This window comes from Chitinophaga cymbidii, assembly GCF_007992715.1.
Classification (GTDB): Bacteria; Bacteroidota; Bacteroidia; order Chitinophagales; family Chitinophagaceae; genus Chitinophaga; species Chitinophaga cymbidii.
In genome coordinates, this window is sequence record NZ_BKAU01000001.1 from 1,999,247 (window position 1) to 2,023,810 (window position 24,564).

General features: G+C 53.3%; 17 protein-coding genes. 10 read left to right on the plus strand and 7 right to left on the minus strand.

What is annotated here, in order from left to right:
- Positions 1–3: 3 nt before the first annotated feature.
- The 4 genes from CCY01nite_RS08185 to CCY01nite_RS08200 form a co-directional block, all read right to left on the minus strand.
- On the minus strand, positions 4–318 hold the full coding sequence (locus tag CCY01nite_RS08185; protein ID WP_146859538.1) for a helix-turn-helix transcriptional regulator: 315 nt from the start codon (positions 316–318) through the stop codon (positions 4–6).
- Positions 305–871 (minus strand): hypothetical protein, encoded by a 567-nt coding sequence (locus CCY01nite_RS08190; protein WP_146859540.1) that lies wholly within the window; start codon positions 869–871, stop codon positions 305–307. Before CCY01nite_RS08190 ends, CCY01nite_RS08185 begins: the two co-directional genes overlap by 14 nt.
- Positions 872–1,099: 228 nt before the next feature.
- Positions 1,100–2,083: an aldo/keto reductase gene (locus CCY01nite_RS08195; RefSeq protein WP_146859542.1), complete on the minus strand. Its 984-nt coding sequence runs from the start codon at positions 2,081–2,083 to the stop codon at positions 1,100–1,102.
- A 410-nt stretch (positions 2,084–2,493) separates the two neighbouring features.
- Positions 2,494–3,261 carry a biotin--[acetyl-CoA-carboxylase] ligase gene (locus CCY01nite_RS08200; RefSeq protein ID WP_246129887.1) on the minus strand — a complete coding sequence of 256 codons (768 nt, stop codon included), beginning with the start codon at positions 3,259–3,261 and terminating at the stop codon, positions 2,494–2,496.
- A 126-nt stretch (positions 3,262–3,387) separates the two neighbouring features.
- Between CCY01nite_RS08200 and rsfS the strand changes: the two genes are divergently transcribed.
- From rsfS to CCY01nite_RS08220, 4 genes are all read left to right on the plus strand, one after another.
- The gene (gene rsfS, locus CCY01nite_RS08205) at positions 3,388–3,792 is read left to right on the plus strand and encodes a ribosome silencing factor (RefSeq protein WP_146859543.1); all 405 of its coding nucleotides are present in this window, start codon (positions 3,388–3,390) and stop codon (positions 3,790–3,792) included.
- Between the two features lie 73 nt (positions 3,793–3,865).
- Entirely contained in the window at positions 3,866–5,899 is a 2,034-nt protein-coding gene (ftsH, locus tag CCY01nite_RS08210; RefSeq protein WP_146859545.1) for an ATP-dependent zinc metalloprotease FtsH, read from the plus strand.
- 6 nt (positions 5,900–5,905) lie between these two features.
- Positions 5,906–6,544, plus strand: a complete 639-nt coding sequence (locus CCY01nite_RS08215; RefSeq protein WP_146859547.1) for a LutC/YkgG family protein — start codon at positions 5,906–5,908, stop codon at positions 6,542–6,544.
- Positions 6,545–6,571: 27 nt separating this feature from the next.
- A complete protein-coding gene (locus CCY01nite_RS08220) occupies positions 6,572–7,384 on the plus strand; it encodes a UDP-2,3-diacylglucosamine diphosphatase (protein ID WP_246129888.1) in 813 nt (270 codons plus the stop codon).
- Here CCY01nite_RS08220 and recO read toward each other — a convergent pair.
- Both recO and porZ read right to left on the minus strand, forming a co-directional pair.
- Positions 7,381–8,115, minus strand: coding sequence for a DNA repair protein RecO (gene recO / locus CCY01nite_RS08225; protein WP_146859549.1), 735 nt, complete (start codon positions 8,113–8,115; stop codon positions 7,381–7,383). The two genes, CCY01nite_RS08220 and recO, sit on opposite strands and share 4 nt — an antisense overlap.
- A gap of 18 nt (positions 8,116–8,133) precedes the next feature.
- Complete coding sequence (gene porZ, locus CCY01nite_RS08230) at positions 8,134–10,305, minus strand: type IX secretion system anionic LPS delivery protein PorZ (protein ID WP_146859551.1); 2,172 nt, start codon at positions 10,303–10,305, stop codon at positions 8,134–8,136.
- A gap of 98 nt (positions 10,306–10,403) precedes the next feature.
- On the opposite strand from porZ, the gene CCY01nite_RS08235 reads away from it, so the two are divergent.
- The 6 genes from CCY01nite_RS08235 (at position 10,404) to CCY01nite_RS08260 (ending at position 23,357) form a co-directional block, all read left to right on the plus strand.
- Positions 10,404–12,800 carry an efflux RND transporter permease subunit gene (locus CCY01nite_RS08235; RefSeq protein ID WP_146859553.1) on the plus strand — a complete coding sequence of 799 codons (2,397 nt, stop codon included), beginning with the start codon at positions 10,404–10,406 and terminating at the stop codon, positions 12,798–12,800.
- A gap of 247 nt (positions 12,801–13,047) precedes the next feature.
- Positions 13,048–13,749 carry an IS1595 family transposase gene (locus CCY01nite_RS08240; RefSeq protein WP_146859555.1) on the plus strand — a complete coding sequence of 234 codons (702 nt, stop codon included), beginning with the start codon at positions 13,048–13,050 and terminating at the stop codon, positions 13,747–13,749.
- Between the two features lie 445 nt (positions 13,750–14,194).
- Entirely contained in the window at positions 14,195–17,404 is a 3,210-nt protein-coding gene (locus tag CCY01nite_RS08245) for a SusC/RagA family TonB-linked outer membrane protein (protein ID WP_146859557.1), read from the plus strand.
- 107 nt (positions 17,405–17,511) lie between these two features.
- Entirely contained in the window at positions 17,512–18,951 is a 1,440-nt protein-coding gene (locus CCY01nite_RS08250) for a SusD/RagB family nutrient-binding outer membrane lipoprotein (protein ID WP_146859559.1), read from the plus strand.
- Between the two features lie 155 nt (positions 18,952–19,106).
- Positions 19,107–21,947, plus strand: coding sequence for a SusC/RagA family TonB-linked outer membrane protein (locus tag CCY01nite_RS08255; protein WP_146859561.1), 2,841 nt, complete (start codon positions 19,107–19,109; stop codon positions 21,945–21,947).
- 18 nt (positions 21,948–21,965) lie between these two features.
- Complete coding sequence (locus tag CCY01nite_RS08260) at positions 21,966–23,357, plus strand: RagB/SusD family nutrient uptake outer membrane protein (protein ID WP_146859563.1); 1,392 nt, start codon at positions 21,966–21,968, stop codon at positions 23,355–23,357.
- A 59-nt stretch (positions 23,358–23,416) separates the two neighbouring features.
- Here CCY01nite_RS08260 and CCY01nite_RS08265 read toward each other — a convergent pair whose 3' ends face one another.
- Positions 23,417–24,562: a TlpA disulfide reductase family protein gene (locus tag CCY01nite_RS08265; RefSeq protein ID WP_222614328.1), complete on the minus strand. Its 1,146-nt coding sequence runs from the start codon at positions 24,560–24,562 to the stop codon at positions 23,417–23,419.
- Positions 24,563–24,564 lie beyond the last annotated feature (2 nt).

Below are 24,564 nucleotides of genomic sequence, written 5' to 3' on the forward strand. Positions count from 1 at the left end.
ATCTCATGCCGCGGCATCGTCCTGCTCCTCTTTGATGATAAGAATGCCAAGTGCTTTTTCAAGATTGGTTATGGTTTCGAGCGTCAGGTTCTCATGGCCTTTTACAATCTTATTGATCTGTTGAGGAGAAACACTCATCTTTTCAGCAAGATCCTTTTGTGTTAAACCCTGCGCCTTCAGCGCTTTCAATACTCTCAGGGCAATGATGGCGGATTTTTTCAGCCAGGCCTTGTTTTCGCGACGGAACCGGGCTTGCTCCATCCAGTTGGAAGGCTTGCCGGAAGCAATTTTCTCAAGTTTCTTATTAATGCTGGTCATCGTAATAAGTATTTAAATCTTCTGGATAATGTATTTCCCGCTGCCGGAGGAATGCTTTTGTTTGCCCCAGCTTTTTTAACTCATGCTGCAAGTGATCTCTTTGCATATCGGGCGTTAGTTTGATTGCTCCACCTGTTACTATAAAACAGTTCCAGTCAAGGCGGATCGCATATAACCTTAACCATCCATTTCTAAGTCGTGCTTTACTTTTCTGATAGAGCGAAATGACGTACTCGTGATTGTTCAATGGTTTGAAAATAGACTGTAACCTGGCGCCGTGACCACTGAACCCCTGCTGTGTGAAATCATACAGCGCATTTTCCATTTCTTCCGCTTCACTCATGGTTTTTACAACCGCATCGTCAACTGTCATCTTTCCAAAAAAACCACTGTTCAGATCATCATGATGGAGAGAAAAAAAACCATGCAGCCACACGATATCATTCATCCGCTCAAAGAATCTTTCAAATTCATTTTGTAAGGCTGCGTCTTTAAAAATTGACCAAAGGCCATTCTCCGAATCTTCTGCCACAAATATACGAACAAGTTCCATGAAATTAACTTATAGGTTAATATTTTTTCAACAATTTCCGGCTTTTGCATTCCCGGGTTAATGAATGATGGCTCATTGTAGATTGTAACAGGAGAGAATAGATTTGGGGCTTATTGATGCTGGAAACAAATATACGGTTATATAAGATCGGAAAATAAAAAAGTACATCCGGAGCATTTCAATACTTCGGATGTACTTTGTCTGTTGTGAATTTGCTAAGAAAACAACTTACCTGTTCACCAACTTCATCCCCCCTTCGGAATACCGCTCCCCACTCACACTATACCCCGCCATCAGCCCTTCGATCTCCTGCACATCGGTAGCAGACAGCTGCACGTCCACTGCCGCGGCGTTTTCCCGCAGGTATTTCCGGCGCTTGGTGCCGGGGATGGGAATGATATCATCTCCTTTCGCCAGCAGCCATGCAAGCGAAAGCTGCGCCAGCGTGCATTGTTTGCCGGCGGCCACTTTTTCCAGCGCTTCAATGATCTTCACATTGTTCGCGAAGGCTTCTTCCTGGAAGCGGGGAAGGCCGCGGCGGAAGTCGGATGCGTCTAGGTTGCTGATGTCTTTCAGGGCGCCGGTCAGTGCTCCGCGGCCGAGCGGGCTGTAAGGGATGATGGCGATGTTCAGCTCGCGGCATACGGGCGCGATTTCCTTTTCGATGTCGCGCACCCAGAGGGAGTACTCGCTTTGCAGCGCGGCGATCGGGTGCACGGCGTCCGCTTTACGGATGGATGCGGCGGATGCTTCGGAAAGACCGAGGTAGCGCACTTTTCCTTCTTTCACCAGTTCGGCCATCGCGCCTACTGTTTCTTCGATGGGAACGGAAGCGTCCACGCGGTGCGCGTAGTAAAGGTCGATGGTGTCAACGCCCAGTCTTTTCAGGCTGGCTTCGCAGGCTTTTTTCAGGTAAGCGGGCGATCCGTCGAAATAAGTGCTGTTATCATCGCGGTAGCGGAAACCGAATTTGGTGGCGAGGAAAACGTCTTTCCTGCGGGAGGCCAGCACTTTGGAGAGCTGTTCTTCGTTCAGCCCTTTGCCGTACATGTCCGCCGTGTCCCAGAAGTTGATGCCGAGGTCCAGCGAAAGTTCCAGCGTAGCCTGCGATTCCGCGTCATCTCTTTGTCCGTATGCAAAGGCCATTCCCATGCATCCCAGCCCGATCGCGGATACTTTTTCACCTGATTTGCCAAGAGTTCTGTATTGCATTATAATAGGATTTTGTGATACAAAGGTACCGAAGCAGGAGCGCGGGTTATTGCACTTATCAAACAATTAGTTGCAAAATTCAAGGCGGGAGGGATGAAATTGCAACAACTGTTGCAATTTATTTTTTGGTCAATTTCAAAAGAATGTACATCTTGTAACCCTCCATTTATTGACCAAGATACGGGGTATTCCCCCATGCTGGCGTTTTTGGAGAAGCTGAACGTTTGTCTTTACAATTTCCACTTCTCCAGAAGCCAGTTTATCCGACTGGCTTTTTTGCTTTGTTACCGCGATGGACGCCACCGGCCGGTTGCATGCTATTTTACCGCTTTTTGCTAAACGTTTACCTTGTGTTCTCCTTGGGCTCTCCTTGGGTTGAGGTTGCTCCACGCCATAACGTTAATCCTGCATCATTTTGCAATCACAAATTCCACCTCCCCGAACCCCAGTTCCAGCACCTCCCGTCCTTTTTCCAGGCACAGCCGTCCATCGGGCAGCACATCCCGGATCACCCCCTGGAAGATCTCGCCGTCCTTCTTATACAGCCCCGGCTCGTTGAACCGGTAAAGGCATGATTTATATTCCTCGAGCCATTCATCGAAAACGGCCGGATGCAAACGGCTGTACCGTTCCTCAAGGCAATGGCAAAGCGCCCGCGCCAACTCCACGCTGTTCCAGGTGCGGCCGGTGATCTGCAGCAGGGAAACAGGATTCACGAGGCCCTCCGGGAACTTCGAAGTGTTAATGTTAATGCCGATCCCGGTAATGGCATATTGCCAGACGCTTCCGCGTAAAACGTTCTCAATGAGGATGCCCCCTGCCTTTCTGTCACGCCAGTAAATATCATTGCTCCATTTGATGCGGGTTTCGTCGCCGGCATAGCGGGAGAAGAAGTCGTACGCGCCGAGAGCCACGGCCATGCTGAGCATGAACTGCTGCTGGAGGGTTAAAGCCGGTTGCAGTACGGTGGTGAGCATGATATTCTCACCGGGGGCGGAATGCCATTGCTTGCCGCGCTGCCCTTTTCCCGCAGTTTGCTCCATCGCAAACCACGTGCTGCCGTCTGCCACAGGCCCGGCATTTACCTGCGCCATGGCATAGTTATTGGTGCTATCTACCGAAGCCAGCACCTGAAATGGGTTACCTATCACGAAGCGTTTTTTAGAAATTGCAGACAAAGTAATGGATTTTAACAATTTTTTACCGCTTCATTCGTCATCCATAGATGAAGCGTCAGTGATATTTTGGCGCTGGTTTAGTAATTTTGGAGATTAAAGTTTATTTTTAACGAAAACAGCATTTTATTGGCACCCTTAACCATTCTAAATTCCAGGAAAAAGGCGGTAACACGCATTAACAGGAACAGCAAAATATTTACTACCATCATAAAGGCCATCCAGGAAAAAAAGGGAGAAAATATTGTTTCCCTTGATCTTCGCAAGATCCCTGAAGCTGTAGCTGACTTCTTTATCTTATGTGAGGCCAATTCCAATACTCAAGTTAAGGCAATTGCAGACTTTGTGGAAGAAGAGGTGAAAAAGTTTACGGATGAGACGCCCTATAAACACGAAGGGTTCACCGCCCAGCAGTGGATATTGGTTGATTATGTGAACATTGTAGTACACATCTTCATCCCCGAGACCCGGAAATTTTACAAGCTCGAGGAGATGTGGAGCGATGCTGAACGGATGGAACACCTTGAAAACTGAACAAAACCACCGGTTTTGTATTAATTATTTGTATAACAAAGACAACTCTCACTCGTAAAGGAGCGAACGAATCATGGAAAAAGGAGGCAACAACTATAACAAGGGGTCCGAAAAATCTCCCAAAAAAGGCCCGAAGTTCAATATATACTGGGTCTATGCCTTCATCGGCATAGCGCTCCTGGCAATGAACCTGTTTGATTTCAAAAATCACACAAAGGAACTCAGCGGCTTCAAGGAATTCCAGCAACGGCTCCTGCATACCGGGGACGTGGAAAAGCTGGTAGTGGTGAATAAAAAGGTCGTGGAAGTCTATATCAAAAAAGACCGCCTGACCGATCCCCGCTACGAAGAAGTATCCAAAAGCCGTTTCGGAGCACAGAACCCCGGCCCGCACTACCAGTTCACCATCGGCAGCGTGGAAAGTTTCCAGAAAGAGCTGGATAAAGCACAGACAGACATGCCACTGGCAGACCAGATGAACGTGTCCTACGCGGACCGCCAGAACTGGTTTGACCCGCTCATGCAGATATTACTCCCCATCCTGCTGCTGATAGGCATGTGGATACTGCTGATGCGCAAAATGGGCGGCCCTTCCGGGGGAAGCGGCGGGCCCGGCGGCATCTTCAACATCGGAAAATCCAAGGCTACGTTATTCGACAAAGGCACCCGCGTGACCATCACATTTAACGATGTGGCCGGTCTGGACGAAGCCAAAGTGGAAGTAATGGAGATCGTGGACTTCCTCAAAAACCCGAAAAAATACACCGCACTTGGTGGTAAAATACCCAAAGGCGCATTGCTCGTAGGTCCTCCGGGTACCGGTAAGACCCTGCTGGCAAAAGCCATGGCCGGAGAGGCGCAGGTGCCCTTCTTCTCCATGAGCGGTTCCGACTTCGTGGAACTGTTCGTGGGCGTAGGCGCCAGCCGTGTGCGCGACCTGTTCAAGCAGGCCCGTGAAAAAGCGCCCTGTATCATCTTCATCGATGAAATAGACGCCATCGGCCGCGCCCGTGGCAAGAACGTGATGATGAGCAACGACGAACGCGAAAACACCCTCAACCAGCTGCTGGTGGAAATGGATGGTTTCGGAACGGACAGCGGCATCATCATCCTGGCGGCGACCAACCGTCCCGATGTGCTGGACAGCGCCCTGTTGCGCCCCGGCCGTTTCGACCGCCAGATATCGATCGACAAACCGGACCTCGGCGGCCGTGAGCACATCTTCAAAGTGCATCTCAAACCCATCAAAACTTCGCCCAATCTTGACATCCTGAAGCTGGCCTCCATGACCCCCGGTTTTGCCGGAGCGGACATTGCGAACGTCTGCAACGAAGCCGCCCTCATCGCGGCGCGCAAAGGCAAGAACGAAGTGGAAATGGAAGACTTCAACGATGCGATCGACCGTGTGATCGGCGGCCTCGAAAAGAAGAACAAGATCATTTCTCCCGAAGAGAAAGAAGTGATCGCCTATCACGAAGCCGGCCACGCCATCTGCGGCTGGTACCTGGAGCACGCCAACCCCCTGGTGAAAGTGACCATCGTACCGCGCGGCGTTGCTGCCCTCGGTTACGCGCAATACCTGCCCAAAGAACAGTACCTCTATAACACCGAACAGCTGCTGGACGATATGTGCATGACCCTTGGCGGCCGTGCCGTGGAGGACCTCGTGTTTGGCAAAGTGTCCACCGGCGCGCAAAACGACCTGCAGGTGATCACCCGCATGGCCTACGCTATGGTGACCGTATACGGTATGAACGAAAAGGTAGGGAATGTATCCTTCTATGATCCGAACAGCGATCAGGCTTTTACCAAGCCTTATTCCGAGGAAACGGCCAAGATGATTGACGAGGAAGTGCGCCTGCTGATAGAAAAGGCGTACGCCCGCACCAAAGCGCTGCTGTCCGAGAGAATGGAAAACGTGAAGCTGCTGGCGCAGGAACTGCTGAAAAAGGAAGTGCTGTATAAAGACGACCTGGAAAGACTGATCGGCAAACGCCCTTACGATACGCACAAGGAACACCTGGTAGCCAAGGAAGGCATGACCACCGATGGCGTGCATCCTTCCGATATCATCAATCCTTCACCCGCCAACGCTATTTCAGAATAAGGATTTATGAAAGTATCTCCTGCCAAGGAAAATATCCTGAAAAGAGTCAGGAACGCGCTCAGCCAACCGGTGCAGATGCCTTTTCCCAACGCGGAAGGCAACAACTCCGTGTTCGAAACGGCGCACGAAGGACTTGAGATCAAGTTCGCCGAAGAGTTCACCAAACTGCAGGGCAAGTTCATCTTCTGCTCCTCTTACGATGAGCTGGCCGAAAACCTGCAGGCGCTCGTAGAGAACAAGGAATGGACGCATGTGCATTGCAAAACGCCTTCCCTGCAGAAAGTACTCGAGCCCTACAAGCCGGCGTACCTGAACGTAGGAGATGAACGCACGCTCGATGCCGCCATCACGGACTGCGAATACCTGGTAGCCCGCACCGGCACCATCATCATGAGCGCGGCACAGCCTTCCGGCAGGGCGCTCCCGGTATATACGCCGGTACATATCGTGATCGCGCACACGCATCAGCTCGTATTCGACCTGAAAGACGGCATCGCCAGGATGAAAGAAAAGTATCCCGGCCAGCTGCCTTCCATGATCTCCTTCGCCACCGGCCCGAGCCGCACGGCGGACATCGAGAAAACACTGGTGGTAGGCGTGCACGGCCCGAAAGAAGTGTATGTATTTCTGCTGGACGAAGCGTAAAAATTTACCTGATATATCATTCGTAAAATGCAAAAGGAAATCATCACTTTTGCATTTTACATTTATAGCAATACCATGGAGATTTTATTACCACCGGATAAACGCATTTACTTCGCTTCGGACTTCCATCTCGGCGCGCCCGATATGCAGAAGAGCCGTGAGCGTGAGCGGCTGGTGGTACAATGGCTGGATGAAGCTGCGAAAGATGCGGCGCACATTTTCCTGGTAGGCGACCTCTTTGATTTCTGGTTCGAATACAAACATGTGATCCCCAAAGGCTACGTGCGCCTGCTCGGCAAACTCTCCGAGCTGCGGGACAAAGGCATCGGCATTTCCGTTTTTATCGGTAATCATGATATGTGGATGAACGGCTATTTTGAAGATGAGCTGGACATTCCCGTGTACTACGAACCGCAGCAATACACCATCGCCGGAAAGAAATTCTATATCGGGCATGGGGACGGCCTCGGGCCCGGCGATCATGGTTATAAATTCCTCAAAAAAGTATTCCGCAATCCCGTCTGCCGCTGGCTGTTCTCGTGCATCCATCCCGGCTGGGGCATTTCCATGGCGAACTACTGGAGCCGCAAAAGCCGCGCCGCCACCGGTTCCCAGCTGGAACAGTTCCTCGGGGAAGACGATGAATGGCTCGCGATCTACAGCAAGGAGATCTTGCAGCAGGAGCATTTCGACTATTTCATTTTCGGCCACCGGCATCTGCCGCTGGACCTGAAAGTAGGGGAGAACAGCCGCTACATCAATCTTGGCGACTGGCTGAATTATAATTCCTATGCGGTATTTGACGGGAAAACAGCGGAGCTGAAATACTACGGGCGTTAGCCCAATATTTCATGCAGTATCGGCGGAGAATGCAGCTCCGTGAAATCAGGCAGGTGCAGCTTGTAAAACTCAAGATAAGCGTACAGCATATTCCTTCTCCTTTCTTTATTCAAGGCAACTTTTTCCAGGTCGGCAGGATGCGTGATGCGTTGCAAACGATCGGTGATCTCGCTGGAAGTTTCATCCAGGTATTGCGTATGATGTGGGGGAAGATCGGTGAACATGCCTTCCTGCAGATCGAGGTAAGGCGTGTAGGCCGAGTAATGTCCCGCGAAATGGAAACCCAGGTGGGCCGCCAGCTTCAGCGTGAAATACAGAGGGAGGTTAGCCGCAACCGTGTTCGATTCCGTGTCCAGCGCGCGGAACACGCTTTCCGCAAAATGATACAGCTCCGGGGTATGCTCCGGCTGCTTCAGACATTTTTGTAACAGCTCGATGAGATACAACGCCACGGTGTTCTTCACAATACTCACATGCATCGACGTATACACATGCCCGAGCTTGAATTCTGAAATGCGCTGCAGGTTCTTCTGCTCATGATGATATACCACCAGTTCCAGGATGTTGCCCGGCTGCAGCAGGTTGCCCTTCGCCGCTTTGGGTTTGGAAGAACGTACGCCGTTAACGATGTATGACTGTATGCCGAACAGTTCCGTGAAGATGCTCAGGATCACACTGGTATCGCCGTATTTAACGCTGCGCAGAACTATTCCGGGTGTCTTGTGGAGCATGTTTGCAAAAATCGGATATCAATGGATAAATACCAGCTTTGTGACTAATTTTTCCCTGCCCGTTTCATCCGAAGCAAAAACAAGGTATACGCCGCTCTGCGGGCGGTGGCCGGTGTAGTCTTTGCCACTCCACACCGCTTGCCCGCCCTGGGCACGGGTTTGAAAGACGAGTTTGCCCGTTACGTCTGTGATCTTCACGTATGCGTTTTGCACCAGGCCGCGGATGGCGATGGTGCCTTCATATCCGTGCGGCACCGGGTTCGGGAACACCAGCGCATCACTGCCCTGCTTGTTTGTTCCCTCCGTGGCGGTGCCCCGCCAGGAAAGCAACCCCGCCGCCGTGGCAAAGAACACTTCGCCGGAAACCGGATGTACGATAATGCGGTGCACAATGTTGCTGGAAAGGGGGCTGTTGCCGGTATTAAAATGACGGATGATCTTTTCGCCGTCCGCGCTCACCAGCCATGCGCCGTTCTGCGTGCCCACCCACTTCTGATCCGCGCCGTCCACCGCAATGGTGTTCACCTGCTCGTTCTGGAAGAGGTAACCCGCGAAGTTGTCCTGCCGCACCACCGGGAGATAGGCATCGCATTGCTCCCGCGGGCATTGCACCACGGCCACGCCGCGCGCTGTGCCGATCCATATCCATCCTCTTTTGTCCTTCGCCACGCAGCGCACGTCCGCGCTCGGCAGGTTGCCGCGCCCCGCGCCGGTTTCGTATAGTTTCCATTTGTCGTCCGCCGTCTGCTCCAGGCTGCCGCCGTGGTTGAAAACAAAAACGCCGTTGTTGCGTGGGGACACGATCCATTTCTGGTCCGCGTCATCCACCAGTATCTGGCTAACGGCATTGGATAAATGAAAGATGGGAATATGAAAAGATTGCCAGCTGTCGTCTTTCTTTTTAACGAGCAGGTTATCCGCGGAGCCGAATGCGCTGACCCATAGATTGCCGGCCTTGTCCGCCGCCAGCCCGCTGATGAGGTTGGGCGGAGAGGGTTTGTACACTGTACTTTGGCCGTCCACCGCCACCAGCCCGCCGCCGAAAGACCCGGCATACACCGTTCCCTCCACGCCCGCCACGGTGATAATATCCGGCAGTGAATCCGGGAAAATATGGTCCTCCCATTCCTCCTGCGCAAACCGGTACAAGCCGTTTGTATTGCCGGTGCCCTGCCAGTTGTCCGTTACGCTGCCCGCCGCCGCCCACAACGATCCATCGATAACGGCCATCTCGCCGGTGACGATCCCCCGCGGCGCATTGGGCGTGAAATTGCGGTAGCTGCCGTCATATTCCACCAGCCCGTTCTGCCCGTCCGCGAACCAGCAGTTGATGCCAGTCATCAATACATCCGAAGGAGCGGGAATGGCGTTGTTGAGAAAAGTATTGGTTTCCGGAAGCAGCTCCATCACCCGGTCCGCCTGCACGGCGAACAGCACGCCGCCGGAAGCGGTGATGCGTTTTACCGGTTGCCCGTTTTCATACAAGCGTTGCCAGTGATCGTTCTGCCAGGTGTACACGGTATCCCGCTGCAGGCAGGCCAGCTGCGTGCCAGCCAGCGCGAGTCCGGTTACCGCGCCCGCGCTCAATCCCTGCGGTACAGGTTCCCAGTTCGCGGGGTCCGCCAGGTTACTTCCCTGCAAAGGCCCGCGCCATACGCCGGTGGAAGTGGCCGCATATAAATAGCCATCGTACGCCGTCGCCGCGTAAACGCTGCCCAGTGTATACGTATCCGTTATCTCCTGTTTTTCAAGATCAACGGCAATGATGCCGATGCCGGTGGACAGGTAGGCGTGGAAGCCGTGGAAAGCGATGTGGCGGATGCGTTTGTCGCCCGGCACCGGCTGCTGCAGGATATCCGGTATATTGATGATGTTCTCCTGCCGCAGGATATCCAGGTTGCTGTTGTCATACGCGATCACGAGCGACTGCGTGCTTTCATGAAACCCGATGGCCGCGATCCCCGCGTCGTGCAGCCCGTTCACTTTGCTGTAACGTGTCAATGCATGATCATCCACCGAAACGGAAAAAAGACTGTAAGGCGTTGCGCAGTATACATGTCCGCTGCCCGCCGCCAGGGCAACCGCCTGCCGGTAAGGAAAATGCTCGCGCCACTGCCCGATGGGAACGGGCTGCGACCGGGCGCCGGAAGCAGCGGCCAGCAGGCAAAGCAAAAACAGGAAACGGAACATGCTTCAAAAATAACGGCTTTGCATAAATTATTTTGATTATTCATAATTTATAATTCCTTTATTACCTTTATGGCCTTTACCAAACCAAAGCAATATATATGTGGCAACGCCTGGCAGGTTTTGTTCTGAAGTCCCGATTATGGCTACTGGCTTTGTTATTGATAGGCACCGGATTTATGGCCTACCATGCCAGCAAGGTTCAATTATCTTACGATTTTACCGGCGCGATCCCGCGCGATAATGAAAAGTTCCTGCAGTACCAGGAGTTTAAAAAGATGTTCGGGGAAGACGGGAACATGATGGTGATCGGCATCGAAACAGACAGTCTTTTTAAACTGGATTTTTTCAGGGATTACGTACAACTGAACAACGATATCCGCCAGATACCTGCGGTGGAAAATACGCTCGGCATCCCCGTGGCCGTAAACCTCGTGAAAAACGACAGCACCCGCAAACTCGCCGCTGTAAACCTTTTCCAGCCGCTGCCGGAAAACCAGCAGGCGCTGGACAGCCTGAAGGATATATTCTATACCCTGCCGTTCTACAAAGGATTGCTGTACAGCGAAAAGGGCAACGTTTTCATGATGGCCGTGCAGATCAACAAAGACGTGCTCAATTCCGCCAGAAGGATAGACGTGGTGCAAAGCGTTTCCCGCGTGGCAATGGCTTTTGGCGCCAATCACAATATTGACGTAAAGCTGAGCGGCCTGCCCATGATCCGCACGATCATGGCCACCAAGGTAGCGGACGAGCTGAAGATGTTCCTCGTAATATCTTTCGTGCTCACCGCCCTGATCCTGCTGATCTTCTTCCGCTCTTTCAGCGCCGTGCTCATGAGCATGATCGTGGTGGCGATCGGCGTGATATGGTCCGTAGCCACCATTGTGCTGTGCGGGTACAAGATCACTTTGCTCACGGGACTGATCCCGCCGCTGATCGTAGTGATCGGGATTCCTAACTGTGTGTACTTCCTCAATAAATATCATACGGAATATGCGCTGCATGGTAAGAAGAACGAGGCGCTGGTGCGCATGGTGCAGCGGATGGGGATTGTGACGCTCTTTACCAACCTCACCGCGGCCATCGGCTTTGGCGTATTCTATTTTACGAACAGCGCGCTGCTGAAGGAATTTGGCGTGGTAGCCGGAACGAACATCATGCTCATCTTCCTGATCTCGTTCATTTTCCTGCCCTCCGTGCTCAGCTATCTGCCGCCGCCGAAAACGAAGCATACCAGCTACCTGGAAAACAAAATGTTCCTGGCCGTGCTGAACTTCCTGAACAACCTCGTGTTCAAATACCGGCCCATGGTATACCTGTTCACCGGCATTATGGTGATCGCCGCGATCCTGGGTATGATGCGCCTGCGGCCGGTCGGCTATATTGTAGACGACATCCCGAAATCCGACAAGCTGTATACCGATCTGAAGTTCTTCGAGCGTAATTTCAAAGGCGTGATGCCGCTGGAAATTGCGGTAGACACCAAAAGAAAGAACGGGGTGGTCAGCCTCAGCACGCTGCAGAAGCTGGACGAGCTGAGCAGTATCATCAAGGTGCAACCGGCTTTTGCGCGGCCTTTGTCCGTTGCCGAAGGCATCAAGTTTGCCAAACAGGCTTATTATAACGGGGACAGCCTCAACTATGCCGTTCCCAACCAGTTCGATATCGGCTTCCTGGCGCCGTACCTCCGGATGAAAGGCACGGGAGACAATGCCTCCACTTTCACCCGGCTCGTTTCTTCGTTTATGGACAGCACCCGGCAGGTCGCGCGGCTGAGCGTGAACATGGCCGATGTAGGTTCCGTGGAACTGCCCCGGCTGATAGATTCCCTGCGCCCGCACGTCAACGAAATTTTCGATACCGCCCGCTACAAGGTCACCTTCACTGGTACCAGCATCATCTTCCTGGAAGGCAGCCGGTTCATTATCAATGGATTAGCGGAGAGCATCGTGCTGGCTTTCGTGCTGATCGTATTCTGTATGCTGTACCTGTTCCGTTCCTGGCGGATGCTGCTCATTTCGCTGATCCCCAATATTATCCCGCTGCTGGTAACGGCCGGCGTGATGGGCTGGCTCGATATTGCCATCAAGCCGTCCACCGTACTGGTATTCAGCATTGCGCTGGGGATAGCCATAGACGTTACCATCCGCTTCCTGGTGAATTTCAAGCAGGAGCTGCCGCTGAATAATTACGACATCTCGGCTACCGTTCGCCAGACCATCAACGAAACAGGGCTGAGCATCATCTATACCTCGCTGATCCTCTTTGCTGGCTTCATGATCTTCGCATTTTCGGAGTTCCAGGGCACAAAGGCGCTCGGCTGGCTCACCTCGCTGACCCTGATCATGGCCATGGTCACCAATCTGACCATTTTGCCGGCCATGTTGCTGTGGATGGAAAAGGCGCTGCGGAAAAAGGCCCGGAAAAGGGAGCCGACGCCGGTGGATGAGGAGGCGGACCTGCCCATGAAAGACATCGGGCTGGAAGATGAGTGATTTTCACTTATCCTGATTTTTTACCGTTCACAAAAATTAATAGAAAAGGGGCATGATAACTATTTTTCACGCCCCTTTCCCAAAACCTTAGTCCGTGGCCCAAAGCCACGGATTTTTTTATTTCAGCCCCGTATTTTAATCTAGTAGGGTGCGTTCATCATGAACAAATCACCGTTTGTAATAAACCGCTATATATACCAGAGAAAAAGTAAGAGGTTTAGCATGCCATTTTAATACCTCTTAGTCCATGAAAAATAAGTTCCTGAAAGGCGCTCATTTGTCCGAGCGCAAGTTTAAGGAGATACTTAAATTATTCTCCGAGGATTTGACAGCCACGCAGATTGCAAACATCAGCGGGGTAAGCAGGGTGACCATCAACAGTTACCTGAAAAAGATCAGGCTGCAGATCGTAAAATATTGTGAGTCGCTGCAGCCGGAAAGTTCCACTACCGGGTCGTCCTGGGTTCACAGGGGACATCCTCTCTCTAACGGGCACGATGCCACCGTTGCCGTTAAAACAGATGTAGACCGCATCATCAAGCCAGTCATTTTCGGAATTTACAAGCTGGACAATAAAGTGTTCACGGAGATCCTGCCGGATGTCAGCCGGTCCATGATCCAGGCCATTTCACGCGGACGTTCCGTCCTTGAAACCGTAGGAAGCGCCGAGCGTATCCGCCGTTTCAACGGTGTGGTGGACCTGGGGCAATACCGCCTGTACCATCTGGGAAACCACCATCATGATCCTGACGCCGGTAAATCAACACTGGATGATGTAGACGGGTTCTGGGGACTGACCAAGCACAGGCTGGCCAAGTTCAAAGGACTGAACAGGAATACCGCGTACCTCCATCTGAAGGAATGCGAGTTCCGCTACAACTACCGGAATGAAGACCTGTACAATGTTCTGCTGAATCTCCTGAAAACATTTCCCCTGAATTTATCCTAACGGGTAGTGGCTGATGCCGCTTATGAAAAGACATTACGAATACAACAGATATGGACGTTTAAATCCATATCATCGGGTAACCTGCCGGATAGTGCGTGGTTAGCCGGAAACCCTTTGCTGACAAGCATTGTGGAAGACAAAAGAATAATACGCGGATCAAATATCTGCGTTCAGAATATCATAAAGAATCTCGATTTAGATTTTGGTTGATGATAAGCGGGTGATAATCTTGTCGCCTGCTTTTTCTTTTTGATACATCCCCAAACGCCCCATGGCTGCAAGTTACAGCCGGTCTTCAACAATACGGAACTTATCTTGATTTGCTTTACCAACAACAGGAAATCCACCGGACCGCTTAAAAAATTTACAGGACGATTGCGTTAAGGAATCTTTAAGAGTCTTATCTTTGACTGTTAAAATTTCGTTAAACAACTAAATTATGCTTATGAGGAAAGGTCTAACAGCCCTTATCCTGCTCCTGGTATGCCTCTCAGGACAGGTGCTGGCGCAAACCCGTACCGTTAAAGGGAAGGTCACGGCTGCAGAAGACGGTTCACCAATTCCAGGTGCAACCATTATCGCTAAAGGAACAAATGTTGGAACTGTAACAAACGCAGAAGGTAACTACACGCTGAATGTACCCCAGGGCGTGACGGTGCTGCTGGTGAAGTTCATTGGTATGAAAGATGCCGAAGTAACCATCACCGGAGATACCCACGATGTTGTATTGAGCGCCGATGTAACCACGCTGACGGAAACCGTGGTAACGGCGAACGCTATACGAAGGGAAAAACGCTCCCTCGGTTACGCAGCCTCTACGGTAAAGGGCACCGAGCTGACCCAGGGCCAGAGCACCAGCGTGCTCAACGGCCTCTCCGGTAAAGTGGCCGGTGTGAACATCACCAGCACCGCCTCCGCTCCGGGCAGCTCCTCCCGTGTGGTACTGCGCGGCGGTTCTTCCATTTCCGGGAACAACCAGGCGCTGATCGTGATCGACGGTATCCCCATCGATAACTCCAGCGTGATCGGCGGTGGCGACAGCCGTTCCGCGATCGACTTTGGTAACCGCGGTAACGACGTAAACCCCGATGACATTGAATCTATCTCTGTACTGAAAGGTCCCGCCGCCGCGGCATTGTACGGTTCACGCGCTTCCAACGGCGCCCTGATCATTACCACCAAATCAGGCAGAGGTGGTTCCAAAAAAGGACATGAGATCACCTACTCCACCTCCGGCACCTTCTCCAATGTGCTGAAGCTGCCCGACTTTCAGAACCAGTTCGGACAGGGCTACAACAAACAGCCCGACCGAATGGAGAACTTCAGCTGGGGCCCCGCATTTACCGGTGAGCTGGAAGAATGGGGTCAGGAGATCAACGGTGTACGCCTGAGCAAACCGTACGTAGCGGAAAAAGACAACATCCGCAAATTCTTTGAACTCGGCAAAGCCTGGAACAACAACCTCGCGCTGTCAGGCGGTAATGAGAAATCTTCCTATTACCTTTCCCTGAACGCGCTGAACTCCGACGGGGTGATGCCGGGTAACTACGACAAGTACAACAAGTACAGCGTACGTTTCAACGGCAGCACGGAGCTGAGCAACAAATTCTCCACTTCCGTTGGTATCAACTACGTAAAGATCAACAGCAACATGATGCAGGGTGGTCAGGGTGACGGCTCTATATACGACAACGTGCTGCAGACGCCCCGGGATATTCCCCTGCACAAGATGGGCGACCTGAACAACCCTTACTACAGCATGGGCGATGTGCTGACGGACGCCGACGGTAACCCCGCATTCGGCTTCTATGGCCAGTATACCAACAGCCCCTACTGGGTATTGCGGGAATACAAGAACTACAATGATGTAGACCGCATCACCGGTAACTTCACCATCAACTATAAGCCGACTACCTGGTTAACGGTTGTGGAAAGACTGGGTGCGGACGTTTATTCAGACCGCCGCCGCTATCATCAGCCTAAATTCTTTTTCCTGCCGGCGGATGAATCCGGATTTGGTTATTATGAGAAAACCGATCCCGGACAATATGCCGAGAATACCATCAACCTCAGCGAAGTGGTGCATGACCTCATGATCACCGCGCAGAAAGATTTCACTGACGACTTTAGCGCCAGCCTGATGGTGGGTAACAACATTCGCCAGCGCGTACTGACGCAGCTGGATGCGGCCACGAATACTGCCGGCCTCGTAGTGCCCGGATGGTACAACCTGGCGAACAGCCTCGGCCCCGTAGAATCAGAGAACTATTACAGCAAGCGCCGCCTGGTCGGCTTATACGCGGAACTGAACCTGGGATACAAAAACATGCTGTTCCTCGGCGCTACCGCGCGTAACGACTGGTCATCCACGCTGCCGGCTTCCAGCAGGTCTTTCTTCTATCCGAGCGTGAACGCTTCTTTCGTGTTCACCGAACTGCTGAAAGACACCAGGTTCAGCGAGATCATGAACTACGGTAAGGTCCGCGCGAGCTGGGCTTCCGTGGGTAACGACGCTGATCCCTACCTGCTGCGTAACTACTATGTGAAAACGATCGTTGCCGGCGGTTTCTCCGAAACCCGCTTTCCTTTCGGCAGCGTGCCCGGCTTTACGATGGACAACACCATCGGCAACCCGAACCTGAAACCGGAAAGAACGGACGCATTCGAAGTAGGTACGGAAATGAACTTCTGGAACAGCAGGATCTCCGTTGACTTCTCTTACTACCAGAACCGCTCCAAAGACCAGATCCTCGCCGCGCCCATCGCGCCGTCAACAGGATTCACCAACGAGGTGATGAATACCGGCGTGGTAGAGAACAAAGGTGTGGAACTCGGTCTGCGCGTTACGCCCGTTCGCAGCTCTTCAGGGCTGACATGGGAACTGTTCGGCACTTACACCCGCAACAAGAACACCGTAGTATCACTGTTGCCAGGTGTAGACCAGGTGATCATCGGCGGTGTGAGCGGCATGAGCATCGTGGCCGCTGTAGGCCGTCCCTATGGTACCTTCTACACCATCGATTACCTGCGTGATGAACAGGGCAGAATGGTCATCAATGAAGAGACCGGCCTTCCGGAAAGAACAGATGCGCCTGTTTACCTCGGTTCGTACAATCCGAAATACATGGCCTCATTCGGCACCAACCTCACGTACAAAGGGCTTAGCCTGAACGTGCTGTTCGATACCAAGCAGGGCGGGCAGTTCTACTCCCGCACCAGCGATATCATGAGCTTTGTGGGTACTTCCCCGATCACCGCGCTGTACAACCGCGAGCCGCTCGTGATGCCGAACACCGTGATCGACGACGGAACCGGCAAATACGTACCGAATACAGATGTTGAAACGAACTGGCAGAGCTTCTGGACTTCCCAGGCGAACGTTCCGGACGCACAGCACGTATACGACGCTTCCTATATCAAGCTGCGTGAAGTAAGCCTCACTTACCGGTTTCCCAAAGACCTGCTTCGCAGAACTCCCTTCGGCGATGCAACCGTAGGGCTGTTCGGTAACAACCTCTGGATCCATACACCAAAAGAAAATACGTATGCGGACCCCGAAATGAACTCCGGCGGCGCTACCAACGAGCAAGGTTTCGACTTCACGGCCCAACCTTCTCTCCGGAATTTTGGCGTGAACCTGAAAGTGAGTTTCTAACCTAAGCAGAAAAAAGAGAAATTATGAAACCGAGCATGAATAGACTTTCCACAAGGACATGTTACTGCGAGGTTCCATCTGATCTTTTAAAAAATAAATATTGACAGATGAAAATTACAAGCATAAAAACAACACTGGCGGCTATTGCACTCGCAGCGGTGATCTTACCGGGGTGTAAAAAGTTCCTGGATGTGAACGATAACCCGAACGCCACCGAAAAGGTAGATCCCGAACAGATATTACCTTCGGCACAAGCGGCGGTGATGCACGTGATCAACAGCCAGTATCAAACCTTCGGTAACTTCTGGGCGCAGTACTGGACGCAACTGCCCAACTCCAGCCAGTTCCGCAGCGTGGAACAATATTCTTCCGGTCCCGCTGATTTTGACCGTGCCTGGGGAATACTGTATGCCGGCGCATTGACGGACACCGATTCCCTTATTGTGAAGCAGAACCAGGCGAGGTATGCGCAATATGCGGCCATCGGATGGATACTCCGTGCCTATTCCTTCCAGCTGCTGACCGACGGTTTCGGGGATGTTCCCCTGAAAGACGCCCTGATGGGCACCGCCAACCGCAGCCCCCGCTACGATACGCAGCAGGAAGTGTACGACAGCGTTTTCAGCTTTATTGATCACGGTCTGGCGCTCATGGACCCGGATTCCGATTACCATCCCGGTGATGATGATCTGCTGGCCGGCGGCGACATGGAAACATGGATCAGGATCGCGAACACGCTCAAGCTGCGCGCATACCTCCGTCTCACGGAAGTGGATGCCGCCAAAGCACAGGCCGGCGTAGAAGCGTTGTATAGCGACGGCGCGCTGTTCCTGGAAGACGATGTTACCCTGGCGTATACTTCGCAGGGCGGTAACCAGAACCCGCTGTGGGCCGAAGTAGTGGCGCTTAATACCCGTAACCAGGGCGCCAGCTCCACTATTATGGACCCCCTGAAAGCGAACGACGACCCCCGCATCACGCGGTTCTACCAGCTCAGGGTTGATTCCACCACCTACCGCTCCACACCGCAGGGCACCTTCGACCAGATCGCCAGCAACATCGCGCTGTCCTATCCGAACAGCGCCACCGTGCTCGGCCCCACTGCCCCCGGCGTACTCATGTCCGCCGCGGAAAGCTACTTCCTGCAGGCGGAAGCCGCGCAGAGAGGATGGGGCAGCGGTAACGCCGCAGAGCTGTACCGTGATGGCATCCGCGCCAGCTTTGCTTTCCTTGGCCTGGAAGATGACGAGGCTACCACCTACATCAACAGCGCTCCCGCTGCGCAGTGGCCGGCCAATCCTGCCGACAGGATCGGCGCGATCATCACGCAGAAATGGTTCGCCATGTGTGGCTCTCAAGGCTTTGAAGCATGGACGGAATACCGCCGTACCGGGTACCCGGACTGGATAGAGCCCTCCGCGGCATCCATCCTCGGCCCCGGTAACATGGCGCAAAGATTCGTTTATCCGCAAACAGAACTGACCAGGAACGGGAACTTCCCCGGCCTGAAGCCCATTGGCGAGCGGGTTTGGTGGGATACCAAATAAAGATACATACCGCTGTATAGTACGAGGAAGCCGGCAATTTTGCCGGCTTCCTCGTTTTTTTACGTTATATTTTCATGTAACATATTCGTGTACTACCATTAAGCTCTGAAACACAGTATCTTGTGCGCTTTCCGGAGGGTTTAAACATACTTCTTATGAAACACGCGCTATCCTTATGGTCCCTTTTTACTGTAAGTTTTACCAGCGTTGCACAAAAGCCAACACAACCAGATACCGCTATCCGCAAGGTTCTGGACGAGGTCGTTATCACCGGCTATAACACCGCTACCCGTAAGCAATACACCGGCGCCGTATCCACCGTTGGAGCGGAGCAGATCAACCATGTTCCCATAGCCTCCTTCGACCAGATGCTGCAGGGCCGGGTTCCCGGCCTTTATGTGGCTTCCGGCAGCGGGCAGCCCGGCGCTGCCGCCAGGGTGCTGATACGCGGGCAGGCTACCAAAGGAGGCCTCGTATCGCCATTGCACGTAGTGGACGGCATTGCCGTGGAAAGCGGCGTATTCATGACGATGAACCCGGCGGACTTCGCGTCCGTCAGCGTACTGAAAGATGCCAACGCTACGGCGCTCTATGGCTCGCGCGGTGCGAACGGTGTGATCCTCATCACTACCAAAAGAGGGAAAGCCGGTGATGTGCAGCTTTCTTTTCATACGCAGCATGGCGTGTCCATGCCTACGCGCGCCCGCTTCAACATGATGAACACCGCGGAGCGGCTGCAGTTTGAAGAAGAAGTGGGTCTTGAAAACGGCCGCAATATCGGCGCCGGCTGGCGCTTTTCTCCGCTGAACCCGGCTAACGCCAATCTCTCCGCCTCCGAAAAAGCACGCTACGCCGGCATTCTCGACAGCCTGCGTCATATCAATACGGAATGGGACGATATCTTCCTGCGGCGGTCAGCGCCTTTCCATGAATACGAGCTGAGCGCATCCGGCGGCTCGGACGCCATCCGTTTTTATTCTTCCGCCAACTATTATACACAACAAGGCATCGCGCTGCGCTCCGGCATCGAGCGCTACAGCTTCCGCACCAATCTCGATGTGAAAGCGAAACGTTTTACGGCAGCGATCAATATGGCCGTGGGGTATTCCAAGAACGACCTGATCGAGAACGAGAACTATGCTTCCGTGACCAATACTTTCGCGGCGGTGTATTACGCCCTGCCTTATGAGCAGCCCTATGTCAACGGTCAGCTCGTGCATTCCGGCAACAAGGCCCGTTTCGGCGGCGTGTATGATACCCGCGAAGGCTCCGATGCGCTGGAACGGCTGCAGAATACCACCTACCGCGTAAACCAGATCAAAGGCGCGCTGACCACCAACCTGCGCTATCATTTTTCAGATAACCTTTACGCCTCTACGAACCTCGGCATCGATTACCGCGATAATGCGGACACCCGTACCATCGCTCCCGGCTCCTACAGCGGCAGCCTGCCCGCGGTACCCGGTCGGCAGGGCTCGCATCGCGAGGAATCCGCCCGGTATTACCAGTTCACCGCTACCAGCGGGCTGACTTACGCCAAAACTTTCCGGCAGCGGCACGATCTCACCGTGGCGGGCTTTTATGAGTTCAACAGGATGAAATCTTCCGTGTACAACTTCACTGGTTACGGGATCACACCCGGACTGGCCGGCACGGTATCCGGCATTACGCAGGGCTCCGCGCTGAACGGCTTCATACCGGTCGTGGGCGGCGGCAAAACAGGCGCGGCGCTGGTTTCCTGGGTGGGGCTTGCAAGGTATGTGTACGATGATAAGTATACGCTTAACGTTACCTTCCGCAGAGATGGTTCGTCTACCGTTCCAAAGAAGAACCGCTGGCATAACTTTTACTCCATTGGCGCGGGCTACGATATCAAAAAAGAAGCATTCCTGCAGCCGCTCACCTGGCTGAACACCCTTCGCCTGCGCAGCAGCTTTGGTACTTCGGCTTCGCCGTTCTCCGGCAACTTTGCGTACAGCGCGGGGTACGGCGGCACGCGGTACGACGGCATGCCCGCCATTGCGCCGGTATCTGTCGGCAACAAGGATTACGACTGGGAATACACAAAGATGCTGAACGTGGGGTTGGACATCCTGCTGCTCAACGACCGTATCCGCCTGATCGCGGACTGGTATAACAAACGCACCGAAGGCGTTTTTGTGGACGAGCAGCTGTCGCAAACCAGCGGCTTCTCAACCCGCACCATCAACGCCGGTGTTATCCGCAACCGCGGCATAGAGCTGGACCTGAGCGGCGACATCATCCGGAACAAAGAATTGACCCTCACCGCCGGATTCAATTTCGCGTATAATAAAAACAAAGTGCTGAGCCTCGGCGATGCCAACGAATTTACACAGGGCGCCAGCATCATTCGTGTAGGGTTGCCCGTTAACTCGCACTACATACAGAAGTGGGGCGGTGTGGACCCGCAGACCGGCAAATCCAGGTACTACGACCAGAAAGGCAACCTCACCGACGTTTATGATCCGGTAACGATGAGTGTTGCGGAGTTCGGCACATGGGACCCTCCGTATACCGGCGGCTTCTTCACCCGCGCCACGTGGAAAAGGTTTTCCGCCGATGTATTCTTCAGCTTCGCGCAGCAGTTCTACCGGTATAATTCAGAGGAATATTATGTGCTGAACAGCAACCAGAACGCGCTCAGCAACCAGTCCCGCAAGTGGCTCGACCGCTGGCGGAAGCCCGGTGATATTACGGACCAGCCCGCATTTTCGGAACCCCGTACCTTCACATCCCGCGATGTGCAGGATGCTTCGTACGTTCGTTTACGTAATGTGCAGATCGCCTACAACATACCGTCCGCGCTGGTGGAAAAGTCAAGGATATTCCGCGGCGCCACGATATATGTACAGGGCCAGAACCTGTATACTTTTACCAGCTGGACGGGTTTTGACCCGGAAGACAACAACGGCACGGCGTTTTTTGAATACCCCGCGGCACGGACCATCACCGCCGGTGCGCGCGTGCAATTCTAACCATTCAATCTGCAAAACATGAGATCCTTACGTTTACATAATTTGCTCTTTCTTACTTTGCTGGCGTCCTGTATGGCGGACCTGGATGTAAAGCCGACGGAAAGCATCGACCAGGGCGTTGCCTTTCAGTCGGTGGACGATCTGAATGCAGGCGTGCTCGGCGTGTATGCAGCGGTATCCACCAGTACCATCAGCGTGAGCTCTTTGCTCTCCGATGAAGCGATGTGGCCGCTCGAAAATAACACCAACAGGGGCACGCAGACTTTCAGCTGGAAGCAGGACGGGCTGACCGCGGATGTCATCGTCGCCTGGGCGAACTATTACCAGGTGCTGGACCGCGCCAACCGCATTCTCGAAGTGATAGACAACGTATATGCCACCACGTTAGAATCGGATACGAAGCGGCAATTGAAAGGAGAGCTGCTGGCATTGCGGGCTTTCTGCCACCTTGAGTTGCTGCGTCATTATGCGGTGGATTACAAGCCTGCATCCATGGGCATTCCTTTGATGTTAAGGTCGGAGGTCGGCAAGCCCGGCCGGGACACGGTACGCAGGGTATATGAGCAGATCAACATTGATCTTGCCGCCGCGAAATCCCTCATCCCCGCCGGCTTTTCCAACAAAAACCGCATTACCAACATGGCCGTGAGCGCATTGCAGGCGCGCGCGGCGCTGTGGCAGCAGGATTGGGACGCGGCGATCACCGCCAGCACCGAAGTGATCGATGCCATGCCGCTGGCGGACAGAACGGAGTTCCCGGACGTTTGGCTGGACAGAAGCAATGCTGGCGTGATCTGGAAGCTGAAGCGCGAAGCGCAGGACGCGAAGTTCGGCGACTTTTACCGGGACGGCGCCAACCGCGTGTTGTTCGCTCCTTCATTCAAACTGATCAGCACTTTCGATGCCGCGAACGATGTGCGCTTCGATGCATATATAAAAGATCTTGCGCCGGGAGAGCCCGAGCGGAGATGGACGGTCAACAAGTACGTAGGGGGACAGGCGGCGCTCGTCAATCTTGCGGACATCAAGCTCTTCCGCGTAGCGGAAATGTACCTGGTCCGCGCCGAGGCATATGCCGCGAAAGGCGTAACCGGCCTCGCTTCCGGAACGAAAGACCTGAACGATCTGCGCGCGCAGCGCATCAACGGATATCTCCCGCAGGTTTTCGCAACGCCTGCTGACCTCCTGGAAGCCGTGCTGCTGGAGCGTTATAAAGAGCTGGCGTTTGAAGGCCACCGGTATTTTGACCTGCGGAGGAAAGAAAGGAATATTGAAAGATGGGCGGCGGATGTGGCGCAGGCGCCCACCGCATTGACCTTAACGCCGGATGACAGGGCGTATTACCTGCCCATTCCGGCGAGGGAAAGGCAGGCGAATGAGAATGTTTCACAGCATCCGAAATACCCGTAAAAAGCAAACGCGCGTTGTACTACGGAAGCACAACGCGCATTTGTTTACGACAGTAATTATTATTGCAATACGGTGCTTAGCTTTTCTTCCAGCGCGCGGCCCCGGAGGTTCGCCGCTACGATCTTGCCCTGCGGGTCTACCAGTATGTTGGTAGGAATGCCGGAGATACCGTACAAAGGCACAACGGCGGATTCCCAGAACTTCAGATCACTCACATGGCTCCAGTTCAAACCGTCGTCTGCGATAGCTTTCAGCCATGCATCCTTCGTTTTGTCCAGCGACACGCCGAGGATGGTAAAGTTTTTATCCTTGTATTTGAGATAAGCTTTCACTACGTTCGGGTTTTCCTGGCGGCAGGGACCGCACCAGCTTGCCCAGAAATCCACCAGCACATATTTCCCTTTGAATGAGCTGAGGCTCACCTGCTTGCCGCTCGGGTCAGGCAGCGAAAAGTCCGGCGCCTGCTGGTTGATCATGGATTCCGGTCCGCTGGCGGCGCCTTGTGTTTCTTCTTTTTCCACGTCCGCCAGGAAAGTGGCCATGTCTTTCACCATCGCATTTTCCGGGAAGCGTTTGATAATGTTTTCGAATTGCGCTTTATGGCCCAGGAGGTCCTTGGCATCGTCGAAACGTACCAGCTGCATGGCAAATACTGCGGGAACGGGATGTTTGGTCTTCTGCGCCGCATCCAGGAAATACTGGCGGTTGCTTTCAGATACCTGTTCGAATGCCTGGCGGCGCGCTTCCAGCAGGCTGTCCGGTGTTTTAGCCATGCGCATGCTGTCCAGCACCTGTATTTCGCGGCTCATGGCCTGTGCTTTTTCGCTGTATGTGTTGAGGAGTTGCTGGATCTCGGAGGTGGCTTCAGAGCCTTTCACGCTGATCTTTTCCAGTTCGTTATAATCGCCGTTGATGCTCATATCTCCCGCATCAAGACCAAGCACGATGTATTTGCCATTTTCAAAACGGATGCGGTACAGTCCCTGTTCGGTCACCATACCGTCCAGCTCGAATTTTCCGCTGGCATCCTTCACGGCAGTAGTATCCACTACTTTCGGCGCCTCGCCGGTCAGTTCTTCCAGGTACACTTTTTCAAGCGGCGCATTGGCCAGCTGTACATCGATCGTGAATGCTCCTTTTTCCGGGTGCGAGTTACAGGCAGCAAAGAAGGCTGCGGCTGCAAAGCATATGGCTAATTTTTTCATCC

What these genes read in the sequence shown, in the direction of transcription:
- porZ (WP_146859551.1), bottom strand. Translation starts at nt 10,305, where the DNA reads ATGTTCCGTTTCCTGTTTTTGCTTTGCCTGCTGGCCGCTGCTTCCGGC.
- CCY01nite_RS08240 (WP_146859555.1), top strand. Translation starts at nt 13,048, where the DNA reads ATGAAAAATAAGTTCCTGAAAGGCGCTCATTTGTCCGAGCGCAAGTTT.
- CCY01nite_RS08215 (WP_146859547.1), top strand. Translation starts at nt 5,906, where the DNA reads ATGAAAGTATCTCCTGCCAAGGAAAATATCCTGAAAAGAGTCAGGAAC.
- CCY01nite_RS08195 (WP_146859542.1), bottom strand. Translation starts at nt 2,083, where the DNA reads ATGCAATACAGAACTCTTGGCAAATCAGGTGAAAAAGTATCCGCGATC.
- CCY01nite_RS08255 (WP_146859561.1), top strand. Translation starts at nt 19,107, where the DNA reads ATGAAACACGCGCTATCCTTATGGTCCCTTTTTACTGTAAGTTTTACC.
- CCY01nite_RS08265 (WP_222614328.1), bottom strand. Translation starts at nt 24,562, where the DNA reads ATGAAAAAATTAGCCATATGCTTTGCAGCCGCAGCCTTCTTTGCTGCC.
- CCY01nite_RS08220 (WP_246129888.1), top strand. Translation starts at nt 6,572, where the DNA reads ATGCAAAAGGAAATCATCACTTTTGCATTTTACATTTATAGCAATACC.
- CCY01nite_RS08250 (WP_146859559.1), top strand. Translation starts at nt 17,512, where the DNA reads ATGAAAATTACAAGCATAAAAACAACACTGGCGGCTATTGCACTCGCA.
- CCY01nite_RS08235 (WP_146859553.1), top strand. Translation starts at nt 10,404, where the DNA reads ATGTGGCAACGCCTGGCAGGTTTTGTTCTGAAGTCCCGATTATGGCTA.
- CCY01nite_RS08185 (WP_146859538.1), bottom strand. Translation starts at nt 318, where the DNA reads ATGACCAGCATTAATAAGAAACTTGAGAAAATTGCTTCCGGCAAGCCT.
- CCY01nite_RS08260 (WP_146859563.1), top strand. Translation starts at nt 21,966, where the DNA reads ATGAGATCCTTACGTTTACATAATTTGCTCTTTCTTACTTTGCTGGCG.
- CCY01nite_RS08190 (WP_146859540.1), bottom strand. Translation starts at nt 871, where the DNA reads ATGGAACTTGTTCGTATATTTGTGGCAGAAGATTCGGAGAATGGCCTT.
- CCY01nite_RS08245 (WP_146859557.1), top strand. Translation starts at nt 14,195, where the DNA reads ATGAGGAAAGGTCTAACAGCCCTTATCCTGCTCCTGGTATGCCTCTCA.
- ftsH (WP_146859545.1), top strand. Translation starts at nt 3,866, where the DNA reads ATGGAAAAAGGAGGCAACAACTATAACAAGGGGTCCGAAAAATCTCCC.
- recO (WP_146859549.1), bottom strand. Translation starts at nt 8,115, where the DNA reads ATGCTCCACAAGACACCCGGAATAGTTCTGCGCAGCGTTAAATACGGC.